Below are 22,920 nucleotides of genomic sequence, written 5' to 3'. Positions count from 1 at the left end.
CCTCAGTGCCCGGCCGTAAAGGCGATGGGCGCGGCCTGGGCCAGTCCGCCCCGGCACTTGAGCACCCGCAGCTGTGCCGGCCGTGCATCCACGGCGATGCGCAGGGAGGCCGGCGACGGGTTGATCGCCTCCTGCAACGAGCGATAGGCAAAGGCCAGGGTCTGCCCGGTTTCGGCCGCCACCTGCAACCGACGCAAGGCCCGGTCATCGGCCTGCTGCGGCCAGCACAACACCGCGCCGCAACTGCCGGAACGCAGGCACTGCTCGGCCGCCCACAAGGCATCGCGCTCGCCGGCCTGGATCACCGACAGCTGGCGCACATCGACACCGGCGTTCTGCCAGGCCTGGGGGTAAGGCACATGAGGCGGCGCCACCAGCACGATGCGCTCCCCCGCCGCACTCAGGCGCGCCAGGGTCGGCCACACCAGCTGCAACTCGCCCACGCCCTGGGCCGCAACCAGGATTTCCGTCAGCGCCGCTTCCGGCCAGCCACCACTGGGCAAGGCCGCATCCAGCGCCGCGTGCCCGGTGGGCTGGGGGCTGATGGCAGGCGCACTGGGCCGGCCCTTCCACACCCGGCCGGCATTGAACAGGGTGTCGAGTGCAACCACGGCGCCCATCAGCCTTGCCTCACCAGGCCACAGAACACGCCTTCGATGGCCAGGTCCTGATCGTCGCGCACCAGAATCGGCTCATAGGCCGGGTTGCGTGGCAGCAGGCGCACGCCCTCGGCCGTGCGCTGGAAACGCTTGATGGTGACTTCGCCGTCCAGCCGCGCGACCACGATCTGCCCGTTACGCGCCTCGGCCTCGCGGTGCACGGCCACCAGGTCGCCGTCGAGAATGCCGTCCTCGATCATCGAATCGCCCTGCACCCGCAACAGGTAGTCCGGAGTGCGGGAGAACATCCCGGGGTCGAGCCACAGGCGACTGTGGACCTCGGCATCGGCACCCATCGGCCGCCCGGCGGCGACCCGGCCCAGGACCGGGATGTCCAGCAACTCGGCGCGGGCGGGCTGATCGAGCAGGCGGATGCCCCGCGCCTGATGGGGGTTGACCTCGATAAACCCGGCCTCGGTCAACGCCAGCACATGCTTGCGCGCCACGCTGCGCGAGGCAAAACCAAAGGCCTCGGCGATTTCAGCAAGGCTGGGGGGTTGGCCCTGACCGGCGATTCGCTCGCGGATAAAAGTCAGGATGGCACTGCGGCGGGGGCTGAGAGTCGTCATGGAGTACATTTGTACTCCTCTCGGATTTTTCTGACAAGAGCCGGTGATCGGTCTGAGAAAGGCGAGTCCCCTGGCATACTAGGCCCGCCCTCGGCATCGGCTGCGCCAAGGCGCACAAGAGCCTGCGCCTTCATGGATGAACAATGAAAAGAGACCTCGCATGACCGCCCCCTCCACGCCTGCGCTGTATCAAATCCTGGACCCCGACCTGCTTGAATTGTTGACATGGGACAAGGGCAACAATCGCGGCTTCAGCCACTGGCCCTCCGGCGACAATAACCATCTGACCTATGGGTTGATGACTTGGCTGGTAATGAGGGCCTTGAAGGTTGAGCGCTTTCCATGGCACCCGGATTCGCGCGCGGCGAAAAAGCCCGATGTCCCACAAGCTGCTGTACTCAATGGTTTTTTGAAAACGTTAATGGCCGACCCAGCGAAATTGGACCGCATCTGCCAGGAGATCCTCACGATCAAACTCCACACATGGTGGTACCTGAGGCCTCAGAGGACCATTTTACTCAGTCGTTCGATATCGGGAGATTACGCAGCCCTGCTGTACAACGCTCATCTAGCGGCAACTCAACTGGAGCTGAGTCATTTCTGGTTTCCGGTCGATGGGTTGACATCATGGGGGACGGGGTCTTACCCCAACAACAGCGTGGTAGTGAAGATGGAAATCGATGTAGACGATATCGTCTGGGTCGGGGATATCTTTCAACACGCTCCTGGCTCATCGTCAGCCGGCGAAAGCGGTGAATACGTGGTCATGAATCGGGCCTGTGACGGACGCATGAAAATCCCCACCCGCGCAGTCTCTTTAATCAACAGCCCGCCAGAGTTCGAGCTGAAAAATTTTGCATATAAGCACCAGGCCAAAGCCTATTTGAAACAAGCCTCCACGACACTCGACGCACCGGCTGCAATCCGGTTTTAGCAGTCCATCGAGAATCGACCCCGCTCCCGGCCTGCGGCAGCAGCTTGTAGCCGCTGCCGAGCAGCGCGAGGCCGCGCTGGCCCTTGAGGGCGCCGTAGGGTGTCAAGGCGTTAGGCTATGGCAGCCAGGGCGCGCAGGTCGAGGCGGCCGTCGAGCAGTGGCGGACACCAGTAGTAACCGCCGGTGATCGGGCGGCTCATGCGGTACAGGCCGTCGGTGATGCCGTCTTCCAGGCCGCTCATGCGCCGTAGCTGGACTTCGAAGGCGTTCAGGGTGTGGCCGAAGGCGAGAAACATCAGGCCAGCGCGGTCACCTTCGATCCAGGGCATCGAGCGACGTACCATAAAGGCTTCCGGGGTGAAGCTTTCCTGGGCGGTGCGTTTGACGTGGGCCGAGATCGGCGCGTCGTCCAGTTCTTCGTTGTCGCTCAGGCGGCGGCCCATGATGTTGTCGCGCTGTTCACCGGTCATCGCGGCAAACCCGCTGAGGTCGTGCTGCCACTGCTGGATCGCGGCAAAACTGCCACCGCGCAAGCCATCGGCGCCAGGGGCCAGGGCGGCAGCGACGGCGGCCTCGTCGTGGGGGTTTTCGGTGCCGTCTTCATAACCGGTCAGGTCATGCCCGGTCTTGTGGCGGAAGGCTTCGTTCATCTGCACCAGGCGCAGGGCCGGGGCCAGGGCGGCCTCCAGGGCGCGGCTGCGGTGCAGCAGTTCGCCACGCTCATCGCCATGCAGCCAGACCCACAACGCGTGCTGGGTCGAGGGGTTATCCACGCCGACACCGCTCAGTGCCGGGAACGCCTTGAGCCCCTGTACACGCCCGCCCAGGGCCTTGACCAGCGAAGCACCAAAACCCACTACCGCCGTCTGCCCGTCGACCAATGTCAGCAACTGATCGAGGGCCGCCGGCAGCGCGTCGATGGCGTCGAGGGTGAAAAACAAATGACGCGCCTGGGACGGAACGGGGGCAGCAAGAATGCCCGGCTGGTAGTAACTCATAGCGACTCCTTGAAGAAAGCGCGGAGTTTACCCGCAGGCCCCGGGTTTGTGGGGACTGCGACCGGTAAAAACAGACTTTGCTCAAGCTTCGGCAGCCGCTCCCCGCCCTTCCCTGTCACTTGATTCGATAATGAAACGTATTACGCACCGCCGGCACAGCCACGGCCTGGCCATCGATGATTCGCGGCTGGTAGCGAAAGGTCTGCGCCGCCGCCAGTGAAGGTCGCATAAACAGCGGATGGCAGCCCTCCAGGACCTTGGGGTTATCGATCTTGCCCTGGGGGGTGACGGTGTACTCCACGGTGCAGTCGCCTTCGAGGTTTTTATCCAGGGCGCGCTGGGGATAGTCCGGAGCCTCCTTGCTCAGGGGTAAATATTGGCGACTGTCGGCAGCGGCCTGGGCGGCTTGCTGGCGGGCGCGCTCGGCGGCCTGGCGCGCCTGGGCCTCACGCTGCGCCTGGGCGACCTGTTGCTGTTGGGCTTCGCGCTGATGCTGCTGCTCGGCTTCCAGGCGTTCGCGCTGCTGGCGCTGTTGCTCGACCTGCTGTTCGCGTTTTTTATCCTCGACCCGCTTGCGGGCCAGGGCCGCCTGTTCCAGCTTTTGCGCCTGCACCTGCGGCTCGGGCACAACCTTGGGCGGCTCCGACACCGGCTCGCGCAATGCGGCCGGCGGCGGGCTCGGTGCGACCTCGGCCGGCAGTGGCTCGGGAGCCTGGGGTACAGGGGCCGGCGGCAACATCACCAATTGAGTCTTGAGCACCCTGGGCGGCTCGACTGGCGGCTTGTCCACCGACCAGCCGGCCACCAGCAAGGCCAGGACCCCGGCGTGCAACGCCAGGGCCAAGGCCGCCGCCAGCACGTTGGGCAGGCGTTTGCCAGGGGCCAGCGGCGACAGGTGCAAAGTGGGGCCGGGCATGATCATCGCGTTCATTGCGGGGCCTCGGTCACCAGCCCGAGGTTGCTCACCCCACCCTGCTGCAGGGCGGCCATGGCCGCGACCACACTGCCGTAGCCAGCGTCCTTGTCAGCGCGGATATACACCTGGGTGTCGCTACGCCGGGCCACGATCTGCGCCACCTTGGCGCGCATTTCATCCAGGTCCACGGCGCTGTCGGTCTGACTGCTGGTGTCCAGTTCGCCGCCCAGGTTCCAGTAGTAACCGCCCTCGGCCTTGACCGACAGCGTGAGGATCTGCTGCCGGGTATCGTTGGCCAGGGCCTCACTGGCGACCTTGGGTAGCTCGATCTTCACGCCCTGGGTCAGCATCGGCGCGGTGACCATAAAGATCACCAGCAGCACCAGCATCACGTCGATGTAAGGCACCACGTTCATCTCCGCCTTGGGCCCGTGCTTGCGTTGCGGCCTGACTAACATGTGCATTCTCCTTTCAGGCGGCCACGGCCAGGTTCAACGGGGCGCCATGCAGCTTGCGGTGCAGGCGCGCCTGAAGCTCGTTGCCGAAGGCGTAATAGCGGGTGAGCAAGGTCTGGCCCCGGGCCGAAAAACGGTTGTAGGCAATCACCGCCGGAATCGCCGCAAACAGGCCGATGGCCGTGGCGATCAAGGCTTCGGCGATCCCCGGCGCTACCGTCGACAAGGTCGCCTGCTGCACCTGGGACAGACCGAGGAAGGAATTCATGATCCCCCACACGGTGCCAAACAGGCCGATGTAGGGGCTGACCGAACCCACGGTGGCGAGGAACTGCAGGCCTTTTTCCAACTGCACTTCCTGTTCGCTGATGGCCACGGACAACGAGCGCTCGACCCCTTCGAGCACCACGTCGGCCGGGTTGCCGGGTTGCTGTCCAAGCTGGCTGTATGCCTGGAAGCCGGCGAGGAAGATCGGCTCCACCCCGCCCTCGCGATCACCGCTGTGCTGGCTCTCGCGGTACAGCGACGGCAGCTCCGGGGCGCTGCGAAAGCGCTGGATAAAGTCGTTCATCTGCCGCTCGCAACGGCTCAAGACCGCGCTGCGTTGAATGATCAGGTACCAGCTGAGCAACGAGGCCAGCAGCAAGGTCAGCATCACTGCCTTGACCAACAGGCTGGCATCGCTGATCAGCCCCCAGATCGTCATGTGTTCCAGTGTCGCTTGCATGGTGTCGCTCCTGTGTGCCAGCCCGGGAACAGTCGATGCGCGACTGCCCGCGGGCTATTGGATGAAAGTTTGATGACCGATTGATGACAGCCCGCCTCAGGGCAGTTTCAGCGCCCGGGTGACCTCGGCCCAGGGCACGAACTTGAAGTTCTGGGTCTGCTCGGGCATGCGCTTGCGCCCGTCCTGCACCACCAGCATGCCCTGGCTCCAGGGCCCGCCCAGGTTGACTGAGGTGACTTCGATGCCGTCGGTTTCCGAGGCTCCGTCGATACCGGCGGCGGCGTTGATCCCGACCCGGAACGCACCGTGGGAAGCAAAGGGCGGCTCGGCGTCGAGCACCAGGTAGCTGTCGTTGCCCTGGCTGGAAATCACCAGGTAGTCCCGCGCATTGCTTTGGTACAGGGCCAGGCCCTCGACATCGGCATGCAGTTGCGGGCCGACCTTGATCACAGTGCTCAGGGTTGCCGGCTGCTCGGGACGGGCGTCCACCGCCCACACCCCAACATCCTCCTCGCCGATAAACAGCCGCTGGCGCTGGTCGTCGGCCACGCAGCCTTCAGGTTGGCTGGCGACTTTGAACTGGCGCACCAGCTCGCCCTGCACCACGCCGTTGGGTGCACTCAGGCGGTACTGGACAAAGGTCCCGTCCTTGCCGTTGGCGATGGCGTACAACTCGCCGCTGGCCGGCTGGAACAGGCACATGCCGTAGATTTCCTTGAGCGGCGTAGGGATCTCCCCCGCTTCACGCAACTCGCCGCTGCTGCGGTCGATGGCGAACAGGCTGAGGCTGTTGTGATCGCGATTACTGGCCACCGCCAGGTCGACCTTGAGTTCGCCCAGCGCGAAGTTGGGCCGCACGTCGACGTTGTTCAGGCGCCCCACCGGCAGCTCTTGCAGCAGCTTGCCTTGCAGGTCATAGGCCAGCAGGCCCTGTTTTTTATTGGTGCCCAGGACCCGGCTCAAGGCCGGTTGCTGGGGGTGAATCCAGATCGCCGGATCGTCCGCCGCATCGCCCTGGCGCCCCACCGGGTCGCTCTGGCTGGCCGCCGCCACGTTGGGCAGTGGCGGTGACAGCGGCACCGGGCTCGCCTGCCAGTTCAACTCGCCCTGATAGAGGCGCCCGTCCTCGTCATCGCGCAGCAGCACTTGAACGCCTGTGGCGGTGGCTTGCAGGGCCAGGTTTTCCGGTTCCACCAGGCCCGGCAACGGCAGCGCGGCCACGGCTTGCCAAAGCTCGCCCTGCTGCTGGTAGAGGTGCAGTTGTGCAGCCTTGGGGTCGAGGCCGAGCACCCCGCCCGGCATAAGCGCCATGGCCCCGGCGGCTTTTTTGAGGTCGCCGAAGGGTGCGCGCAAGGCCACCGGCAGGCGCTCGACATCGGCTTCCGGGTGCGCCGGATAGGCCCACCAGCCCACGTGTTGCTCATTGACCAGCAGTTGGTTGGCGCCATCGTCGACCTGGCAGAACTGCGCCGCCGGTGGCAGCGGCAAACCGCGCACGCGCTGGGGTTGGGGGTTCAGTTGCGCGCCATTGCCCACCAGCCATTGTTCACCCTTGCCCTCCTCGCCCACCAGGAACAGGAACAGGTTGCTGGCCTCGTCGCGGTACAGGCACAGGCCGTTTACCGGGTAGTCGCGGGCCGGCAGATACACCGGCTGCCCCCAACTGCGGGTGCGTGGGTCGAGGCTCACCAGCAGCGCTTGCTGGCGCTGGTTGTCGAGGCTGGCCACCAGCACTTGCTGGCCGGCGGCGCGGCTGTCCAGGGCACTGAACGACCCCGGCAAACGTGCCAGCTCCGCACCCTGGGCATCGAGCAATAGCAAGCCGTCGCGCTCGCTGGCGGCCAGGCGCTCAGGCCCCAGTTGCGCCGGCAGAAAGCTCAGGGCGCTCAGTTCAAGGTGCTGGGTCGCGGCCCAGGGTTGCAGTTGCAGCCTGGGCACCGCAGGCGCGGCCAAGACCGCGGTCGAGGCCAGGGCCAGCAGTGTGGCCAGCAGGGTTGGCTTGGAGAACGGCTGAATCTTCATCAACGGTAGAAATCCTTGTGGTTCATCCGGGGCGGCGCCGGCCAGCAGCGCCGCCGGGGTTCAGAAGTGGGTAAAGGTCAGGCCGAGCTTGTAGGTCGGGCCGTACTCTTCGTACTGGCCGTTGTAGGCGCGATGGCCGGTGTAGACGAAGTACGACTCATCGGTGAGGTTCTGCGCCTCGAAGCTCAGTTGCAGGTTCTTGCTCAGCGAGTAGCGCGCGCTGAAGTCGACGAACGTCTGGGCATCGACGTGCAGGTCGTGGGCCTTGTCGTTGATCGACGCCAGCTCGTAGAGGTAGTCGGATTTGTAGTTGGCCGACAGGCGCAGGCTGACGGTGTCGTCTTCCCAGCCGAGCATCAGGTTGCCCACGGCGTCCGACTGGTTGGGCAGCGCGATATCACGCTTGCGATTGCGGCCACTGGCCTGGTCGAAGCCCTCGATGCTGGCGCTGGAGCGGCTGAAGGTACTGTTGGCGCCGATCAGCAGGCCGTTCCAGGGCGCGGGCAGCCAGTCGAACTTCTGCGAGTAGGCCAGCTCCAGGCCATACAGCTTGGCGCTGTCGCCGTTGTCGAAACTGTGGGCTTCGGAGAAACCGGCCCAGGCGCCCGTGCCGGCGAGGTCGGTGTTGTAGACGAAGTTCTTGATGTCTTTGTAGAACACAAAGGCCGAGACGGTGCCGGCGCGCCCCATGTAGTGCTCGATGCCCAGGTCGAGGTTGCTCGACTCCAGCGGCTTGAGGTCGGGATTGCCGAAGGTGGCTTCGTCGCCGTCGATGACAAACCCCGGGGCCAGTTGGCCAAAGGTCGGGCGCACCACGGACTTGGTCCAGGCCGCGCGCACCTGGGTGTTTTTATCCAGCTGGTAGCGCGCATGCAGGCCCGGCAGCCAGTGGTGATAACGGCGCTGGGTCTCGGTGGCGGTGTAGGCGCCGTCGGTGACCCCGGTGCCCTTGGCTTCGAACTCGGTGCCTTCGTAGCGCAGGCCGGCGATAAAGCGCCAGTCGTCGATGTCGAGGGTGTTCATCAGGTAGCCGGCGTTGATGTCTTCGCGAATGGTGAAGTCGTTGACCCGGGATTCCTGCTCGTCATAAAAGTCGGCGCGATCGAGGCTGCCGATCAGGTCCTTGATCGCCGAGCCGCTGATCCCCGGGCCGAACCGGCCGAGGCGGTAATCGACGCTGCCCTTCTGGAACTGCGTGAGGTTGAGCTGCTGGTCGCTGAAGCCCAGGGTGTCGAAGTCCTTGTAGACCCAGGCATCCAGGTCGTTGTCCTTGTTGCGCCGGCTGACCTTGCCGCCGAACTTGACCTGGGACGCGTAGCCGCTGAAGTCGTAGTCACGGGCCAGGTCCAGGCGCAGGTTCTTCTCGGTGTCGGTGGTTTTCTGTTGTTCCCAGTCGACCTTGTCCAGGGTGAAGTTGGCCGGGTCATAGAAGCCCGCGCCGATGATCGGCCGCGGCTTTTGCGTGTCGTAGAAACCGCTGTCGGCAAAGTCGCTGTTGCCTTCGAAGGTGGCACCGGCGATATGCCCCGGGCTGTCTTCGCTGGACCGGCTGTAGCCGGCCTGGCCGCTGAGGGTCCAGAGCCCGACCATCCGCTCGCCGCCGAATACGTAGGACTGGATTTCCTGGGTCTCTTCACGTTGTTTGAGCTTGCGCTTGCCCTCGGCGTCGCCCAGTTGACCGGAGGCCTGGGGGTCGGCGAATTCGATGCTGGTGGAGTTGCGCGTCTCGCTGTCCTTGTAGCGGCTGTAGAGGGTACGCAGGTAATAGCGGGAGTCGTCGTCGGGCTTGTAGTCGAAGTTCAGGCCGCCACCGGCACGCTCGCGGCTGATGTCGTAGTCCCGTTGTTCAAACTCTTGCAGTCGCGCGCCTTGCTGGAAGTCCCAGGCGCCGCCGGTCTCGACGTTGTCCGAGCCGAAATCGCGCTTCTGCCAGCTCAGGGCCGCGGCCACGCCGAAGTTGTCGATGCCGTCGCCGAGGCTGAAGCGGTTGCTGGCGGCGCCGGAGAATTTGGGGCTGGTCTGGTGGCTGTTCTGGTCGTAGCTGGCTTCGCTGCTGCCGGTGTAGAACAGGCCCTTGTGGTCGAACGCCGACAGGCTCTGCACATCGACAGTGCCGCCCAGGGAGTTGGCGTCCATGTCCGGGGTCAGGGTCTTGATCACCGACAGCGACTGCACCAGCTCGGAGGGCAGCACATCCAGGGCCACGGCGCGGCGCGCGCTCTCCGGCGAAGGCACCAGGGTGCCGTTGATGGTCACACTGTTGAGGTCCGGCCCCAGCCCGCGCACGCTGACAAACCGGCCTTCGCCCTGATCGCGCTCGACGCTGATCCCCGGCAGGCGCTGTACCGCCTCGGCGACGTTTTCATCCGGCAACTGGGCCACGCCATCGGCGTGCACCACGCTTTTGATGCTGTCGGAACTGCGCTGCTCCTTGAGCGCCTGGTCAATGCTGGCGGCCTGGCCGACCACTTCGACGTGCTCGGTGCCGGCGTCCATTTGCGCCGCGCTCAGGCGCTCGCTGGCCACGGCCAGGGCCAGCGCGGTGAGTGTGAAGCCGACCAGCCCGAGCGCGCCGTTGCGCTGATGATTGCTGCGCGTGTCCATCCTGTCCTCCCCCAAAGAGTCCGTTAACGCCAGGCAATCGGCCCGGCAACTGGGAGGGCACGCTAGGGTCGGCGAATGACGGTTCTGTGACAGGGGTCGGCGCTGACCCACGAAACAGGCGCTTTGCCAGGGGGCCGGTGGGCAAAGTGAGCTGATATGACCTCTCGGGCCCGTCGGCAGCGCCCGAGCGGATAGCGGATACGGCCTGGCGGCGCCGGGAAATCGGCTGGTTGGCGGCCAGCAGCGAAAAAAATGCCCAGCCGCGGTGAGCTGATTCGACCTCCCCGGGTGTAGTGCACGCCGTCACCGGACTGTCACATCCATCTGCTGAGCTGACGCCCATTCCGCCTTCAACCCAGGTCGCCGGCCATGTTCTCAGTGCTCAAACCCCATCGCTTGAAACTCACCCTACTGTTGCTCGCGGCCAATGCCGGCTTGCTGTTGCACCTGGCCTGCGGCGATCTCAAGGCGGTCAGCGAATGGGAGTGGCTGGACATCGTCGGCGAAGGCGGCTCGGCACTGCTGGCCCTGGTGTGGCTGGGGCTGGTGCTGAAAAGCCGGCCGGCCGGGCGCGTCACCAACTACCTGGCGCTGGGGTTGAGCTGCATCTTTTTCTCCTGGTGGATCGACAGCCTGGATGAGTTTATCCGCCTGCCCGACAGCATCACCTGGGACCACTGGCTGGAGTCCGGGCCGATGCCGGTGGGCATGATCCTGCTGACCATCGGCATCTATCACTGGCACCGCGAACAGCTGGCCATCAGCGCGCAGATGGAGAAACGCGAACGGTTGTTCCGCGAGCATCGGCTGTTCGACAAACTCACGCCGCTGGGTGGCGCCGACTACTTCAAGCGCCAGTTGGCCAGCACCCTGGAAGATAGCGCGCGATGCCAGCAACCCTTGTCACTGCTGGCCCTGGACCTGGACCGCTTTGCCGCCATCAACCATGACTACGGGCATGCCGAGGGCGATGCGGTGTTGCAGGCCATCAGCCATCTGCTGCTGCTCAACCTGCGGCGCCAGGACCTGCTGTGTCGCCTGGCCGGCGACCGCTTTGTGGTGCTGCTGCCCAACACCGGCGAAAGCCAGGCGCGGCTGCTGGCCCTGGAGCTGGAGCAGGCGGTGCAAGGCCTGGCCCACAAGACCCGGCAGCACGGCGAACGCCTGCAACTCTCGGCCAGCACGGCGGTGGTGATGGCCCTGAGCGAAGCCCCGGAGGCCCTCCTCAAGCGCCTTAACCTGGCGCTGGCGCGGGCCAAGCAGCCCCTGGCCAAGACCGCCTGAGGCCGCCCCAATGACGCTCAAGACCCTCTGGTATGAAACCGACAGCCGCTTTATTCCCGGGCATTACCAGCCAGCGACCCTGATCGACCTGGCGCTGTCCCGGGACATCGACAGCCACCGCCTGCTGCGTGGCACCGGCCTGTTCCACGAAGACATCCTGGCGGGCCAGACCCGTCTCAGCCCACAACAATTCCTCGCCCTGATTGGTAACAGCCGGCGCCTGCTGGACGCCGACGACAGCAGCTTTCTGTTCGGCCAGCGCCTGCTGCCGGGGCATTACGGCGCGGCCAGCCATTCGCTGCAACATGCGCAAAACCTGCACCAGGCCCTCGACACCCTGATCCAGCAACAGGCCTTGCTCAGCCCGTTGGTGGCGCCACGGCTGTTGCTGGATGAGCAGTACGCCTATTGCTACTGGCTCGACAGTTGCGGCGCCGGCGAGCAGTGGCGCTTTCTGCTCGAAGCCAGCATGACCTCGCTGATCGCCATGAGTCAGTGGCTGAGCGGCCAGCGCCTGCCTTGGGAATGCAGCTTCAGCCACGCCGAACCGCGTTACGTCGAGCAGTACTGGGTGCACCTCGGGGAGCACACGCAGTTCCGTCGGCCCCTGGACCTGATGCGCATCCCGAGGGAGTTCCTGACCCAGCCCTGGCCCAATGCCTCGGCCACCGCCGGCCAGGTGGCGCGCCAGCAGGCCACCGCGCAACTGGAGCAGTTGGGCCTGGGCTCGGGGTTTCTCGACTGCCTCTATCGCTACCTGCAAACCCATGTGCGCCAAACCCCGAACCTGGAACAGGCCGCACTGGCTTTCGCCATGAGCCCGGCGACGCTCAAGCGCAAACTGCAGAAACACGACACCTGCTTTCAGCATCAGGTCGACCTGGTACGCAAGCACGTGGCGCTGTACCTGTATCAGGTCAAGGGCTGGAGCAACGACGACGTGGCGCAGTACCTGAGCTTCAACGATGCGGCCAATTTCCGGCGTTCGTTCAAGCGCTGGACCGGCAGCACCCCGCGCCTGATCCGCCAGCTGTTCAGTGCCGGCTGAGGCTTGAGTCCTCGCGCCGGGCAGAGAAAAAGGTCTACTCTTGGGCCAAAGACCCAGACCATCACCCGCCTGCCCTGCCACGCATTACCCCAGACTGCTTAAAGACCGGCGCCATACAGGCGTATAACCCTTGTAGCCGCTTGTCGACTGTCATTCGCCAGCGGACCGCCCCACAGGTCCGCGCATTCAAACGGGATAGAGTCATGACCACAGCCAATCTTCTCGAGCACTTGTTTCCTGCCGCCGCTGATATTCCCGAGCAATACCGCCTGGACGGCCAGACCGAACAACGCGAGTACCTGGTCGCCGGCGAACTCAAGACCTGGACCGGCCCCCTGGCCGTGGTACGCAGCCCGGTGTATCTGGCCGGGCCCAACGGTGATGAGCAAGTGATCCTGGGCAGCACGCCGCTGCTCGATGCCGACACCGCCCTCACCGCCCTCGACGCCGCCGTGCAGGCCTATGACCGGGGTCAAGGCGTGTGGCCGACGATGCGCGTGGCCGAACGCATCCAGCACGTCGAAGCCTTCCTCGGGCGCATGCGCGAACAGCGCTCGGCGGTGGTCAAGCTGCTGATGTGGGAAATCGGTAAAAACCTCAAGGACTCGGAAAAAGAGTTCGACCGTACCTGCGACTACATCACCGAAACCATCAATGCCCTCAAGGAACTGGATCGCCGCTCCAGCCGCTTCGAGCTGGAGCAGGACACCCTCGGCCAGATCCGCCGCGTGCCACTGGGTGTGGCGCTGTGCATGGGGCCGTACAACTATCCGCTGAACGAAACCTTCACCACTCTGATTCCGGCCCTGATCATGGGCAACACCGTGGTATTCAAGCCGGCCAAGCTCGGGGTGCTGCTGATCCGACCGCTGCTGGAGGCCTTTCGCGACAGCTTCCCGGCCGGGGTGATCAACGTCATCTACGGCAGCGGCCGCGAGACCGTCAGCGCCTTGATGGCCAGCGGCAAGATCGACATCTTCGCGTTTATCGGCACCAACAAGGCCGCCAGCGACCTGAAAAAACTCCACCCCAAGCCTCACCGCTTGCGTGCCGCCCTAGGCCTGGATGCGAAAAACCCGGGCATCGTGCTGCCCGAGGTCGACCTCGACAACGCGGTCAACGAGGCGGTCACCGGCTCGCTGTCGTTCAATGGCCAGCGCTGCACCGCGTTGAAAATCCTCTTCGTGCATGAAGAGGTGATCGAGCGCTTTATCGAGAAATTCAACGCCAAGCTGAAGAACCTCAAGCCCGGCATGCCCTGGGAGCCGGGGGTAGCCCTGACGCCGCTGCCGGAGTCGGGCAAGGTCGACTACCTGCACGCGCTGGTGGCCGATGCCACCAGCAAAGGCGCGAAGGTGGTGAACAGTGGCGGCGGCGAAGCCCGGGCCTCGTTCTTCTACCCGGCGGTGCTGTACCCGGTGACCACCCAGATGCGCGTGTACCAGGAGGAGCAATTCGGCCCGGTGGTGCCGATCGTGCCCTACCGCGACCTCGACACCGTGATCGATTACGTACTCGAATCCGACTTCGGCCAGCAGTTGAGCATCTTCGGCACCAACTCCACTGAAGTCGGGCGCCTGGTCGACACCTTCGCCAACCAGGTCGGGCGGATCAATATCAACGCCCAGTGCCAGCGCGGGCCCGATACGTTCCCGTTCAACGGACGCAAGAACTCCGCCGAGGGCACGCTGTCGGTACATGATGCGTTGCGCACCTTCTCGATCCGCACCCTGGTGGCGACCAAGTTCCTGGAGAGCAACAAGGAATTGATCAGCGACATCATCCGTAATCGCGAGTCGAGCTTTTTGACCACCGATTACATATTCTAAAATCCCTGACTGGAGCCCATAGCCGAGCCCGATGAGCGACCTGCGAACCTCCCGAATGCCCCTGCTGTTGCGCCGACTCCTGCGTCCCTTGCTGGACCCGTATCGGCGCTACCGCCACGCCAGGCTGATCCATGCGGTACGGGTCTCCCTGGGCCTGATCGCGACCATCCTGCTGACCACCGGGATCAACCTGCCCCACGGTGAGTGGGCGTCGGTGACCATGCTGGTGGTGATCGGCGGTTTGCAGCACCACGGCAATATCGGCAAGAAGGCCGCCGAGCGGGCCATCGGCACCCTGATCGGGGCCGGGGTCGGCCTGCTGCTGGTGCTGCAACAGGCTTACCTGGGCCTGCCCTGGGTGACGTATCTGGGGATGTCGGTGGTCTGCGGCTTCTTTTCCTATCACGCCATCGGTAAGGGGGGTTACACCGCCCTGCTGTCGGCGATCACCGTGTTTATCGTGGCCGGCCATGGTGACAACCAGATCACCGACGGCCTGTGGCGGGCGGTGGATATCCTGATCGGTATCGCCCTGGCGCTGGCGTTTTCCTTTGCCATCCCGCTGTACGCGGTCTATTCCTGGCGCTACAACCTGGCCAGCGCCCTGCGTGACTGCGCCACCGTGTACGGGCGCATCGTCAACGGCCAGTCGGTCACCGACGATGAACACCTCAAGCTGCTCAGCCGGCTCAACGCGACCCTGCTGCAACTGCGCTCGCTGATGCCCTCGGTGTCCAAGGAGGTGCGCATTTCCATGACTGAGCTCGACGCCATCCAGCGCAACTTGCGCATGTGCTTCAGCACCCTGGAGATCCTCGCCAACACCCGCCCCGATGTCAGCGACCCACAAGCCCTGGCGCACCTGCAACAACTGCTGAAACAGGAAAACCGCCTGGTGCGCGTGCAATTGATCGGCATGGCCCGGGCCCTGCAATCCGGCGCCTCGAAACGCCTGGGGCGGCGCCTTGACGACAGCCTGCTGCAGCCCTCCAACACTACCCCGGTGTACTCGGCGCTCGATGGCTACCGCCTGCTGACCCGGCAACTGGTGGCCAACCTGGGCGATATGCGCCAGCGTCTGGCCAAAAGCGCGGAACACTGGAAGATCTGATTCAGGGCGTGATCGCACGCCGCAAACGCCAGGTCCAGCCCTGTTGCATGCCGGCAGCGGCCAGCAAAATCGCGATCACCCCCAGCCATTGCAGCCACTCAAGACGATGCCCGAAAGCCAGCCAATCGACGAAGATCGCCGCAATCGGGTAAATAAACGACAAGGCGCCGGTCAACGCGGTGGGCAACTTCTGGATCGCGCCGTACAGCAACACATACATCAGCCCGGTGTGCACCATGCCCAGTGTCAGCAGGCTGGCCCAGGCCGAAGGCTGCGCCGGCAACACCGAAAGGTTGGCCCAAGGCGCCAGCAACAGCACCCCGGTGCAGACCTGGATCAAGGCGATCAGATGGGGTGGCGTGCCGGTCAGGCGTTTGATCAGCAACGCAGCAAAGGCGTAGAGCAGCGCCGCGCCCAGGGCCAGGCCGATGCCTGCAAGATAATCATCGCCACCGGCGCCCTGCTGGCCATGGGCGCTGACAATCGCCAGCATCCCGGCGAACGACACACCCAGCCAGAACAGCTTCTGCGCGGTGATTTTTTCGCCCAAAAACAGCGCCGCCAGCCCAACCAGCATAAAGGGCTGCACGTTATACACCGCGGTGCCGATGGCAATGGAGGCGCGGGAATAAGAGGCGAACAGCAGCAGCCAATTACCGACGATGGCCACCCCGCTGAGCACTGCCAGGGCAAAGGTGGTGCGGGTCAGGATGCCCGGGCGCAGCAAACCGAACCCGGCGCAGATCAGCAGCAAGGTGCCGGCGCCGAACACACAGCGCCAGAACACCACATCCAGCACCGGCTGCCCGGACACCAGCACAAACCAGCCAATGGTTCCGGAAATCAGCATGGCGGCGGTCATTTCCAGCGAACCGCGGCGTGTCATTTTGTCCATCTTCAGGCTCCTCAACAGGTGCCAAAAGTATGACAATGCCGCCCTGGGCCGCTCCAGCGCTTGCGATAGGCAAAAACCGCCGTATGCCTTTTTTATCAAGGCACAATCCGTACTTCACCTAAGAGGCTGCGATGATCGACGAAATAGACCAGGCGCTGATCAGCGCCCTGATGGAAGATTCACGCCGCTCGCTCAAGGCTCTGGCACAGATCAGCGGCCTGTCGTCCCCCAGCGTCGCCGAACGCCTGCGCCGCCTCGAAGAACGCGGCGTGCTCAAGGCCTATACGGTGGAGGTCGACCCCAAACTCTTTGGTTATCAGTTGCAGGCCATCGTCCGTATCCGCCCCCTGCCGGGCAAGTTGCAGGAGGTCGAACGACAGATCCAGTCCATCGCCCAATTCACCGAGTGCGACAAGGTCACCGGGGATGACTGCTTTATCGCCCGCCTGCACGTGCGCTCCATGGAGCAACTGGACACCCTGCTCGATCACCTGAACACCTACGCTGAAACCAACACCGCCATCGTCAAGAAAACCCCAGTCAAACGCCGCCTGCCGCCCATGGGCTGATCGCCCGCGAGAGCGCCTTTTATGTGCGCCACACAAAACTGAAGGCAACAAAAAGCCCGCCGAAGCGGGCTTTTTTATTCAGGGCAGACGATTAGTCATCGCGACCCATGATGCCAAACAGCTGCAACAAGCTGATGAACAGGTTGTAGATCGATACATACAGGCTGATGGTCGCCATGATGTAGTTACGCTCGCCGCCATGGATGATGGCGCTGGTCTGGAACAGGATGCACACCGACGAGAACAGCACGAAGCCCGCGCTGATCGCCAGTTGCAGGCCGCTGATCTGGAAGAAGAAGCTGGCCAGCACTGCGCCCATCAAGACAAAGAAGCCTGCGGTGATGAAACCACCGAGGAAGCTCATGTCCTTGCGGGTGATCAACACATAGGCCGACAGACCACCAAACACCAGCGCCGTCATGGCAAAGGCCGAGCTGACCACTTCAGCGCCGCCCTGCATACCCAGGTAGCGGTTGAGGATCGGGCCCAGCAGGAAGCCCATGAAACCGGTCAGGGCAAACGCCGACACCAGGCCCCAGGCCGAATCACGAAGTTTGTTGGTGAGGAAGAAAAGGCCGTAGAAGCCGATCAGCACCACGAAAATGTTCGGGTAACCGACACGCATCTGCTGAGCCACAAAAGCCATCACGCCGCTGAATGCGAGGGTGAGAGCCAGCAAGCCGTAAGTGTTGCGCAGGACGCGGCTAACCTCTAGCTGCTCAGCCTGCACGCCGTTATTAACTGCGTAATCCTGTTCGCGCATGGCGACACTCCTGTTGGTTTGAAACGTTCAGTGGCAAAGATCATAACAGACGCTCTGCAACAAGCTACGCAGAGAGTTTGACAGTGTGTTTCATTCGGGTATTATGGCGCCCGCAACGCAATACGGAGGTGTGGCCGAGTGGTTTAAGGCAACGGTCTTGAAAACCGTCGACTGTAACAGGTCCATGAGTTCGAATCCCATCGCCTCCGCCATATTTGTACGTTAAAGCCCTGATTATTCAGGGCTTTTTCGTTTCTGGGGTTTGGTGAAAAGCCACTCGGAGGCGATGCGTTACAAAACTATTTGGCGCTCGTTACAAAACTATTCAGATTTCCCTGCCTCCTCGGCTTTCTGCCGACCGAACACAATCCCAAACCTCTACAGCTCGTCGGCGTGAATCGCGCTTTGCTCATGCCTCAATTACTGTATGCACATACAGCACAATTGAGACCTTGCCATGGATCACACCGAGATAGAAAACACCGACGATTGGCTTGGCCTGCCCACTCCCCTGGAGTCTTGCAAGCAACACATTCTGCTACTGGAGAATGAGGTCGACGAATTGAACCGTCAGTTACGCAAAGCCAGATCCGACATCTTCGGCCTGGTTCAAATGAACGACCAGCTTGCCGAGGACAGGTCGAGGCTCAGTGGCGAAATGAAAAATGCAAAAATTCAGATCGCACGCCTGACCGGTGAGGCGTCTGAGATGCTCAGTAAGCTCGGAAGCCTTGAGCAGATCAGACACCAGCGCGATCACTTATTGAGGGAAATGGGGCTTGGAACCGACATGATGCTCAAGGAGCGACTACCCTGACATACGCCTGAAAGGAATTCCCCACCCTTTGCAGGGTATTTGAAGCCGTGAGAAAGGAACCCCGGTCGGGCCATCATGGAGCGGCCGTCCCGCAATACGAGGAGTCAACATGGCAAATGAAGGCAACGTAGATGTGGAAAATTTGATTGTGTGCGCCGAGCGCGCGACGACCGGCCGTGAACGCAGTGCGATCTATTCAGCGCTAGCCGAGGCTGGCGGTGATGTAGCGCAGGCGTATTTGAGTGAGCTTGCTCGTTATGAAAAGTCGGATACCAAAAAGGCCACGCTGATCAAGCTGATCAAAAAGGCCGGCCGGGTGTAATTGCGCTTCGAATATCGCCCATTATGTAAAACAGGCCCCCACACCTTGCCCAGGTGCGGGGGCCTTTTTTTGAGCCGTCGAAACCAACATCCCTAGACGAGCAGGCCAGTCCCACTTAGGCTGCCTTTACGCACAGCTCTCCCTCGCTCGAAAGGATCCTTATGCCCATGCTTGATCAATCACCTCTACCAACCCCTGAGCTACAAGATGCTTGGGCTGAAGAACTGCATGCGTTCAACCAGGTCACAAGTCCGGATGCCTTAGCATTCAGACTAGGGCGCACTGGCGGTTGGATCAGCGCCTTATTGGTAGCCCAGGTGATCGACAACGAAAACTTCGAGGCCTTGGAGCAGGCGCGGCAGCAGGCCAGCGCCCAGGCGATTCGGCGTCTGAAGGTCAATACCCCATGAGCGACCGTGCCCCCTACGACAGTATCCTAGGCCACTTAGCTCTGAGCCCCGCCATACTAGCGAAGGCCCTGCAGTTGCTGGGCGACATACAGCGCGCCGACAGCCCGCAGGCAGTGCTGATCGCCACCGCGCGCGGCGTTGGCTTTTGCGAAGCCCTAGAATTGCTCAGCGCCCTCAACCCCCAGGATCTGGAAAACCTCCACATCGCCTTGGAAGCCGCCGGCCTACAGCGACAGCAGCTGTTGGCGGCGCCGTAATGGCCCAAGTCTATAAAGGCGCGCGGTGTGCGGCCTTCACTACTCCGTCATAAGCCTGCTCGCACGTCACTCCCCTGCTCCGGCTTTGATCAGCATCTGCTGCCAGGTCTCCCGCTCTTTCATCAGCGCGCTTGAACACGTCGGCGAGCACCAGGACGGCGCGGGAAGCTGCCTCGCTTGCGGCCGCAGTGCAGGAATGGCTGCGGGCCTGACTTGCGGTACTGCTGGCGGTTCGATCTGCTTCGTCCCGCACGCCACGATCAGCGCGAACAGCGGCACCAGCAGCAAAAGCCTCATCATTCCTACGTTGTCCATCTTCTGCCGCCTTCGTGATTGATCGTTGAAAGGCCTGTTCCTTTTCGCGCTCGGCGACTTCGGCCAGGGCCCAGGCCTGTTTGTCACCGGCGTCACGGGCGGCCCAGCGGTTTTGCCACTCCTCATCCATTGTTGAGCGGCCATGCTTGTAGGCACCCCAAACTGCAACTGCCACAAGCGCCAGGCAGATCGCCGCACCTGCGGTGCGAAGGCTGATCACGCCAGCACCTTCGCGGCTAGGTCGCGCAGCGCGACGCGGTCCGCCTGGCCAGTCAGACCGCCGTTGATGGTTCGGGTGATCTTGGCGAACTGCCCGGAGTCGGCCAGCTCATTGAGGCCGTTCGAATGCCAGAACCACCCAGCGACCAGGGCGGCAGTCTCAGGCTTCTCCACCAGTTCAGGGTGATTCACCAGGTCCAGACCCAGGGCGACGCCGGCGGCGCGGTAGTTGTTCGCACCGGTCAACTGGATCAGGCCGCGGCCTCGATACTTCCACCCGTCGCCGGGCAACGCGTTACCCATTCGGCCGCCGTATGCGATGTTCGCGATCTGCTCCGGCTTGCGTGCCACCTGCGCGGCCAGGGCGGCGTCGAAGCGATTCGGCCAGACGACCTGGAGCCGATCCGCGCTGTAGTTCAGGTTCTCGACCATCCGAGTCAGTTGGCCAGACTCATGCCCGACCTGGGCGATGAAGGCCGCCATGCGCACCGGAGAGTTGATCTTGAAACGTGTCATCGCTGCATTTAGCGCGGGTACAAAAAAGCCCGCGACTTGGCGGGCTTGGGGAAGGATCTGCAGCAACTGCTGCTGGGTGATGGGCATGGTATTTCCTCAGGGAAAAATAAACCCGCTCAATGGCGGGTGGCGGTGTATCAGGTTGGCTTGAGTGGCCGGTGGGTGGCGTCCGGGAAGCCATCGGCGCCCTCGACCCAGGCTCGCAGTGCGAGCCAGTAGGCTTTCCAATCGGCGGCGGTGCCGGAAATGCTGTCATCGCCGAATTCGATGGCGGTCACGTTCTCGCGGGCGATAGGCATCTCGGCTGTTCGCCATTCATCCTCGACCTTGCGGGTATGGCTTGGGCTTGGCCCCCAGCCGGGGAAATGCCATGGCTGGTCGGCGTGAATGGGTGGCGGGGATTCAACCTCAATAACTCCTGCTGGAGGCTCCGCCCCTTCGCCAAACGCGCCGACAAATCTGCCGTCGCTATTAATGAAATATTTAGTGGTCATGTTCTAGCCCTCACGATGAAACGCCATTTTGCAGGGACAATTCCAACTGTTGTGGCTGTAGTCTTTCGCAATACAAAGAATGCGCCAGCGGCTGTGCCGAAACGGCAGAAGATATTTGTAGAGCTGGTTACGAGCGAGACCCCATAGTTGTACGCGTAGTCCACTGCGAAATGCGGTACAGGGACAACGTCGCCTACTGCGTACTCGGCGTCCGCATCTCTGCAAACGATAAACCCTTGAACTTCAAAGGGCTCAGAGCCAAGCTGGTGAAGCAAGGTTAGTGACCCCCCCGGCGTGATTGTCTGATCAGGAGAGGCGTACGATTTGATTGGGGTTGCATCGCTTTTGTCTAGCTTTAGGTCAAGAGCCGCCTGCAAATCCGCCTGCGCCGAAAGCGTGCCCGTAACCCCGCCCCAAGCCGTAGAAACCGTAACCGCCTGAAATGTGCCGTCGCCACGCAAGAACTTGAGCTGATCACCGGCCGCCGGAGCCGGCACCAGACCTTTTGCCCCGGCAGTCGAGGCCGTGGCCCCCACCAGGGTCGGAACACCCGTTGTCGAACCCGTACCGCCCTGCTCCACGCTCAGCGCCGTAGTGAGCCCGGAGAGCGACGTAATATCGCTGTTCGCGCCGCTGGCTGCCTTACCACGGGTGACTATTTCGGCTTCTTCCGCAGACTCCGCAGCGGCCTGAGCCGACGCCGCTGCCGCCTCCTCAGAGCCAACGACGGCATCCCTTGCCGCCTCGGCGCGCAGAGCCGCTTGGCCAGCTGACGTCGCATCCTGCGAGGTCGACTCCTTATTCTGGGTCGACAGGTCAGCGGCAGCAGTTGCGATATCCGCCTTGGCCACAGCCACGGCTTCAGCCTGAACCGCGGTCGCTGCAGCTTCGGTTGCGGCCGTGACTTGCTCTTGCATGTTCGCCACGCCGCTGGCAATCACACTGGTCGCCGCGCGCAGTGCGTCGGCCGAGTCTTTGACGTAGCCCTGCATGGGTGCGAGCGAATAGACCCCACCTGAAACAGGCTCACCCTGATAACTCGGCGCGATGGACAGAGCGATGTCACTCGCGATGTTGGTGACTTCGTACCATTCACCGTCAGGGCCTCGGAATGCATCCCCCACTCGCGAGTTTGCAATGAAGGAGGTGCCCGCACCAATAACGGCATTAGAACCTTGGGCTAAGGAAACCGTGCCCGTTTTATACCATGTCATTTGTTTGTCCTAAGAGATGGGCTTAGCGAACACAATTGGGATATAGAAAGATAAAGAGTTACTAACCCCCACAATGAAAGGGACAACCCTGTTATTTTCGTACTCCCAGGTACAGTATAGTTTTGCGTATGTTGTACTAGAACTTCCAACGTCCATGCCAATCGTGTTTATCAACATGTAGTCTCCGGTATCAAGAGGCGAGTAAGCCGTCCAGTTACTCCTTCTTTGACCCTGACCAACAGTAGATGAACCTAGGTAAGTCCAGTTTGTTATCGTTCGCGTGAACTGTGCACAAGGCGTTCCGCTGTCGAATAGAAGTTTGGAGTTCCCATCCCAAATGCGAAATCCATAAGTTGCAACCTCTCTTGATTGGAACGCGGCGCAGAAGAATTTTCCTCCACCGCCCCCAACAAAAGAAAACCCCGTCCAGTTGCCAGGACCACCACTAATGGTTGCATATTGAAACGTGGTGCTTGCATCGGGCCTGACAAATACCAGGGGCGGCTCCTGCGTGGTAACTGCTGGGGAGAAACCGGCGCCCCCTGCATACCTACCGGACTGCAAAACGACTAACCTTGAAAACTCCGAATCTAACGTGACCACGTTATTGTTATTGGTAAATTCAAGACCATAAGACATCTATCTATCCTTCATAACCAAGAGCCTTTGTGTTCCCAGGCCAATCACCGCAGTAGAGTGGGATCGATTGCCAAACCAAACATAAACCCCACCCTCGACAACTTGCGGCTCAAACTGAACCGCATAGGCATTTTGCGCATTTGGATCTTGGGGGTATGCGCCGATTGGAAGGCATACAGCAGAGTGTGTTGATGGGCTGACTCCGGGAATACTTATGTAGGTATTCCTGGGCCCTGAGTTATTAGGTACTCCTCTACTGACAAGCCCTGAATACACAACTCTTACCGTGAACGAGTTCTCATCCAACTCAAGATTTCCGGTTGGCCCCCATACC

Annotated in this window: 25 protein-coding genes and 1 tRNA gene; 11 read left to right on the top strand and 15 right to left on the bottom strand. The window is 62.4% G+C overall.

The genetic code is table 11. The features are described 5' to 3' along the window. Nucleotides 1–2 precede the first annotated feature (2 nt). Nucleotides 3–620: a translesion DNA synthesis-associated protein ImuA gene (imuA, locus tag MF4836_RS01235; RefSeq protein WP_078468727.1), complete on the bottom strand. Its 618-nt coding sequence runs from the start codon at nucleotides 618–620 to the stop codon at nucleotides 3–5. Next, nucleotides 620–1,237, bottom strand: coding sequence for a transcriptional repressor LexA (gene lexA / locus MF4836_RS01230; protein ID WP_078468726.1), 618 nt, complete (start codon nucleotides 1,235–1,237; stop codon nucleotides 620–622). Before lexA ends, imuA begins: the two co-directional genes overlap by 1 nt. A 151-nt stretch (nucleotides 1,238–1,388) precedes the next feature. On the opposite strand from lexA, the gene MF4836_RS01225 reads away from it, so the two are divergent. Then, complete coding sequence (locus tag MF4836_RS01225) at nucleotides 1,389–2,162, top strand: hypothetical protein (protein ID WP_078468725.1); 774 nt, start codon at nucleotides 1,389–1,391, stop codon at nucleotides 2,160–2,162. 110 nt (nucleotides 2,163–2,272) lie between these two features. Here the strand turns inward: MF4836_RS01225 and MF4836_RS01220 are convergent, their stop codons facing one another. From MF4836_RS01220 to MF4836_RS01195, 6 genes are all read right to left on the bottom strand, one after another. Continuing rightward, nucleotides 2,273–3,160 carry a Dyp-type peroxidase gene (locus MF4836_RS01220; protein WP_078468724.1) on the bottom strand — a complete coding sequence of 296 codons (888 nt, stop codon included), beginning with the start codon at nucleotides 3,158–3,160 and terminating at the stop codon, nucleotides 2,273–2,275. A gap of 115 nt (nucleotides 3,161–3,275) precedes the next feature. After that, nucleotides 3,276–4,091: an energy transducer TonB gene (locus MF4836_RS01215; RefSeq protein WP_078468723.1), complete on the bottom strand. Its 816-nt coding sequence runs from the start codon at nucleotides 4,089–4,091 to the stop codon at nucleotides 3,276–3,278. Beyond that, the gene (gene tolR / locus MF4836_RS01210) at nucleotides 4,088–4,534 is read right to left on the bottom strand and encodes a protein TolR (protein ID WP_078468722.1); all 447 of its coding nucleotides are present in this window, start codon (nucleotides 4,532–4,534) and stop codon (nucleotides 4,088–4,090) included. The genes MF4836_RS01215 and tolR overlap by 4 nt, the downstream gene beginning before the upstream one ends. Before the next feature lie 13 nt (nucleotides 4,535–4,547). Beyond that, complete coding sequence (gene tolQ / locus MF4836_RS01205; RefSeq protein WP_078468721.1) at nucleotides 4,548–5,258, bottom strand: protein TolQ; 711 nt, start codon at nucleotides 5,256–5,258, stop codon at nucleotides 4,548–4,550. Between the two features lie 96 nt (nucleotides 5,259–5,354). Further along, nucleotides 5,355–7,280: a phytase gene (locus tag MF4836_RS01200; protein WP_078468720.1), complete on the bottom strand. Its 1,926-nt coding sequence runs from the start codon at nucleotides 7,278–7,280 to the stop codon at nucleotides 5,355–5,357. 60 nt (nucleotides 7,281–7,340) lie between these two features. After that, nucleotides 7,341–9,884 carry a TonB-dependent receptor gene (locus MF4836_RS01195; protein WP_078468719.1) on the bottom strand — a complete coding sequence of 848 codons (2,544 nt, stop codon included), beginning with the start codon at nucleotides 9,882–9,884 and terminating at the stop codon, nucleotides 7,341–7,343. A 369-nt stretch (nucleotides 9,885–10,253) separates the two neighbouring features. On the opposite strand from MF4836_RS01195, the gene MF4836_RS01190 reads away from it, so the two are divergent. The 4 genes from MF4836_RS01190 to MF4836_RS01175 all read left to right on the top strand — a co-directional run bounded on the left by MF4836_RS01190 (nucleotide 10,254) and on the right by MF4836_RS01175 (nucleotide 15,156). After that, nucleotides 10,254–11,168 (top strand): GGDEF domain-containing protein, encoded by a 915-nt coding sequence (locus MF4836_RS01190; RefSeq protein WP_078468718.1) that lies wholly within the window; start codon nucleotides 10,254–10,256, stop codon nucleotides 11,166–11,168. Between the two features lie 10 nt (nucleotides 11,169–11,178). Further along, nucleotides 11,179–12,216 (top strand): AraC family transcriptional regulator, encoded by a 1,038-nt coding sequence (locus MF4836_RS01185; protein WP_078468717.1) that lies wholly within the window; start codon nucleotides 11,179–11,181, stop codon nucleotides 12,214–12,216. Nucleotides 12,217–12,419: 203 nt separating this feature from the next. Next, nucleotides 12,420–14,045, top strand: coding sequence for an NADP-dependent glyceraldehyde-3-phosphate dehydrogenase (locus tag MF4836_RS01180; RefSeq protein WP_078468716.1), 1,626 nt, complete (start codon nucleotides 12,420–12,422; stop codon nucleotides 14,043–14,045). Between the two features lie 55 nt (nucleotides 14,046–14,100). Next, complete coding sequence (locus MF4836_RS01175) at nucleotides 14,101–15,156, top strand: FUSC family protein (protein WP_178102898.1); 1,056 nt, start codon at nucleotides 14,101–14,103, stop codon at nucleotides 15,154–15,156. Between the two features lies 1 nt (nucleotide 15,157). Here the strand turns inward: MF4836_RS01175 and MF4836_RS01170 are convergent, their stop codons facing one another. Continuing rightward, complete coding sequence (locus MF4836_RS01170; RefSeq protein ID WP_078468715.1) at nucleotides 15,158–16,051, bottom strand: DMT family transporter; 894 nt, start codon at nucleotides 16,049–16,051, stop codon at nucleotides 15,158–15,160. Nucleotides 16,052–16,182: 131 nt separating this feature from the next. On the opposite strand from MF4836_RS01170, the gene MF4836_RS01165 reads away from it, so the two are divergent. Continuing rightward, complete coding sequence (locus tag MF4836_RS01165; RefSeq protein WP_020297397.1) at nucleotides 16,183–16,620, top strand: Lrp/AsnC family transcriptional regulator; 438 nt, start codon at nucleotides 16,183–16,185, stop codon at nucleotides 16,618–16,620. Between the two features lie 91 nt (nucleotides 16,621–16,711). Here MF4836_RS01165 and MF4836_RS01160 read toward each other — a convergent pair whose 3' ends face one another. Further along, the gene (locus MF4836_RS01160) at nucleotides 16,712–17,383 is read right to left on the bottom strand and encodes a Bax inhibitor-1/YccA family protein (RefSeq protein ID WP_020297396.1); all 672 of its coding nucleotides are present in this window, start codon (nucleotides 17,381–17,383) and stop codon (nucleotides 16,712–16,714) included. 124 nt (nucleotides 17,384–17,507) lie between these two features. On the opposite strand from MF4836_RS01160, the gene MF4836_RS01155 reads away from it, so the two are divergent. From MF4836_RS01155 to MF4836_RS01140, 5 genes are all read left to right on the top strand, one after another. Continuing rightward, nucleotides 17,508–17,595: transfer RNA gene (locus tag MF4836_RS01155), tRNA-Ser, on the top strand. A gap of 245 nt (nucleotides 17,596–17,840) precedes the next feature. Continuing rightward, nucleotides 17,841–18,200: a hypothetical protein gene (locus MF4836_RS01150; protein WP_078468714.1), complete on the top strand. Its 360-nt coding sequence runs from the start codon at nucleotides 17,841–17,843 to the stop codon at nucleotides 18,198–18,200. A 109-nt stretch (nucleotides 18,201–18,309) separates the two neighbouring features. Continuing rightward, nucleotides 18,310–18,522 carry a hypothetical protein gene (locus MF4836_RS01145; RefSeq protein WP_078468713.1) on the top strand — a complete coding sequence of 71 codons (213 nt, stop codon included), beginning with the start codon at nucleotides 18,310–18,312 and terminating at the stop codon, nucleotides 18,520–18,522. A 167-nt stretch (nucleotides 18,523–18,689) separates the two neighbouring features. Then, on the top strand, nucleotides 18,690–18,932 hold the full coding sequence (locus tag MF4836_RS34845; protein WP_153050176.1) for a hypothetical protein: 243 nt from the start codon (nucleotides 18,690–18,692) through the stop codon (nucleotides 18,930–18,932). Further along, nucleotides 18,929–19,189, top strand: coding sequence for a hypothetical protein (locus MF4836_RS01140; RefSeq protein ID WP_078468712.1), 261 nt, complete (start codon nucleotides 18,929–18,931; stop codon nucleotides 19,187–19,189). Before MF4836_RS34845 ends, MF4836_RS01140 begins: the two co-directional genes overlap by 4 nt. A gap of 10 nt (nucleotides 19,190–19,199) precedes the next feature. Here the strand turns inward: MF4836_RS01140 and MF4836_RS01135 are convergent, their stop codons facing one another. The 5 genes from MF4836_RS01135 to MF4836_RS01120 form a co-directional block, all read right to left on the bottom strand. Then, nucleotides 19,200–19,724 carry a DUF2514 family protein gene (locus tag MF4836_RS01135; RefSeq protein WP_102047872.1) on the bottom strand — a complete coding sequence of 175 codons (525 nt, stop codon included), beginning with the start codon at nucleotides 19,722–19,724 and terminating at the stop codon, nucleotides 19,200–19,202. After that, nucleotides 19,721–20,326 carry a glycoside hydrolase family 19 protein gene (locus MF4836_RS01130; protein ID WP_178102897.1) on the bottom strand — a complete coding sequence of 202 codons (606 nt, stop codon included), beginning with the start codon at nucleotides 20,324–20,326 and terminating at the stop codon, nucleotides 19,721–19,723. The genes MF4836_RS01135 and MF4836_RS01130 overlap by 4 nt, the downstream gene beginning before the upstream one ends. A 50-nt stretch (nucleotides 20,327–20,376) precedes the next feature. Further along, nucleotides 20,377–20,538, bottom strand: a complete 162-nt coding sequence (locus tag MF4836_RS35325) for a hypothetical protein (protein WP_161955722.1) — start codon at nucleotides 20,536–20,538, stop codon at nucleotides 20,377–20,379. Nucleotides 20,539–20,729: 191 nt separating this feature from the next. After that, on the bottom strand, nucleotides 20,730–21,947 hold the full coding sequence (locus tag MF4836_RS35725) for a hypothetical protein (protein WP_238596108.1): 1,218 nt from the start codon (nucleotides 21,945–21,947) through the stop codon (nucleotides 20,730–20,732). Between the two features lie 9 nt (nucleotides 21,948–21,956). Further along, nucleotides 21,957–22,586, bottom strand: coding sequence for a hypothetical protein (locus tag MF4836_RS01120; protein WP_078468711.1), 630 nt, complete (start codon nucleotides 22,584–22,586; stop codon nucleotides 21,957–21,959). Nucleotides 22,587–22,920 lie beyond the last annotated feature (334 nt).

The organism is Pseudomonas sp. MF4836 (assembly GCF_002018875.1).
Taxonomy (GTDB): domain Bacteria; phylum Pseudomonadota; class Gammaproteobacteria; order Pseudomonadales; family Pseudomonadaceae; genus Aquipseudomonas.
This window is presented reverse-complemented; position numbering and strand designations above follow the sequence as displayed.

Bases quoted from the DNA above. Each gene is read 5' to 3' on its own strand.
- imuA (WP_078468727.1), bottom strand. From the start codon at position 620: ATGGGCGCCGTGGTTGCACTCGACACCCTGTTCAATGCCGGCCGGGTG.
- lexA (WP_078468726.1), bottom strand. From the start codon at position 1,237: ATGTACTCCATGACGACTCTCAGCCCCCGCCGCAGTGCCATCCTGACT.
- MF4836_RS01225 (WP_078468725.1), top strand. From the start codon at position 1,389: ATGACCGCCCCCTCCACGCCTGCGCTGTATCAAATCCTGGACCCCGAC.
- MF4836_RS01220 (WP_078468724.1), bottom strand. From the start codon at position 3,160: ATGAGTTACTACCAGCCGGGCATTCTTGCTGCCCCCGTTCCGTCCCAG.
- MF4836_RS01215 (WP_078468723.1), bottom strand. From the start codon at position 4,091: ATGAACGCGATGATCATGCCCGGCCCCACTTTGCACCTGTCGCCGCTG.
- tolR (WP_078468722.1), bottom strand. From the start codon at position 4,534: ATGTTAGTCAGGCCGCAACGCAAGCACGGGCCCAAGGCGGAGATGAAC.
- tolQ (WP_078468721.1), bottom strand. From the start codon at position 5,258: ATGCAAGCGACACTGGAACACATGACGATCTGGGGGCTGATCAGCGAT.
- MF4836_RS01200 (WP_078468720.1), bottom strand. From the start codon at position 7,280: ATGAAGATTCAGCCGTTCTCCAAGCCAACCCTGCTGGCCACACTGCTG.
- MF4836_RS01195 (WP_078468719.1), bottom strand. From the start codon at position 9,884: ATGGACACGCGCAGCAATCATCAGCGCAACGGCGCGCTCGGGCTGGTC.
- MF4836_RS01190 (WP_078468718.1), top strand. From the start codon at position 10,254: ATGTTCTCAGTGCTCAAACCCCATCGCTTGAAACTCACCCTACTGTTG.
- MF4836_RS01185 (WP_078468717.1), top strand. From the start codon at position 11,179: ATGACGCTCAAGACCCTCTGGTATGAAACCGACAGCCGCTTTATTCCC.
- MF4836_RS01180 (WP_078468716.1), top strand. From the start codon at position 12,420: ATGACCACAGCCAATCTTCTCGAGCACTTGTTTCCTGCCGCCGCTGAT.
- MF4836_RS01175 (WP_178102898.1), top strand. From the start codon at position 14,101: ATGCCCCTGCTGTTGCGCCGACTCCTGCGTCCCTTGCTGGACCCGTAT.
- MF4836_RS01170 (WP_078468715.1), bottom strand. From the start codon at position 16,051: ATGGACAAAATGACACGCCGCGGTTCGCTGGAAATGACCGCCGCCATG.
- MF4836_RS01165 (WP_020297397.1), top strand. From the start codon at position 16,183: ATGATCGACGAAATAGACCAGGCGCTGATCAGCGCCCTGATGGAAGAT.
- MF4836_RS01160 (WP_020297396.1), bottom strand. From the start codon at position 17,383: ATGCGCGAACAGGATTACGCAGTTAATAACGGCGTGCAGGCTGAGCAG.
- MF4836_RS01150 (WP_078468714.1), top strand. From the start codon at position 17,841: ATGGATCACACCGAGATAGAAAACACCGACGATTGGCTTGGCCTGCCC.
- MF4836_RS01145 (WP_078468713.1), top strand. From the start codon at position 18,310: ATGGCAAATGAAGGCAACGTAGATGTGGAAAATTTGATTGTGTGCGCC.
- MF4836_RS34845 (WP_153050176.1), top strand. From the start codon at position 18,690: ATGCTTGATCAATCACCTCTACCAACCCCTGAGCTACAAGATGCTTGG.
- MF4836_RS01140 (WP_078468712.1), top strand. From the start codon at position 18,929: ATGAGCGACCGTGCCCCCTACGACAGTATCCTAGGCCACTTAGCTCTG.
- MF4836_RS01130 (WP_178102897.1), bottom strand. From the start codon at position 20,326: ATGCCCATCACCCAGCAGCAGTTGCTGCAGATCCTTCCCCAAGCCCGC.
- MF4836_RS35325 (WP_161955722.1), bottom strand. From the start codon at position 20,538: ATGCCTATCGCCCGCGAGAACGTGACCGCCATCGAATTCGGCGATGAC.
- MF4836_RS35725 (WP_238596108.1), bottom strand. From the start codon at position 21,947: ATGACATGGTATAAAACGGGCACGGTTTCCTTAGCCCAAGGTTCTAAT.
- MF4836_RS01120 (WP_078468711.1), bottom strand. From the start codon at position 22,586: ATGTCTTATGGTCTTGAATTTACCAATAACAATAACGTGGTCACGTTA.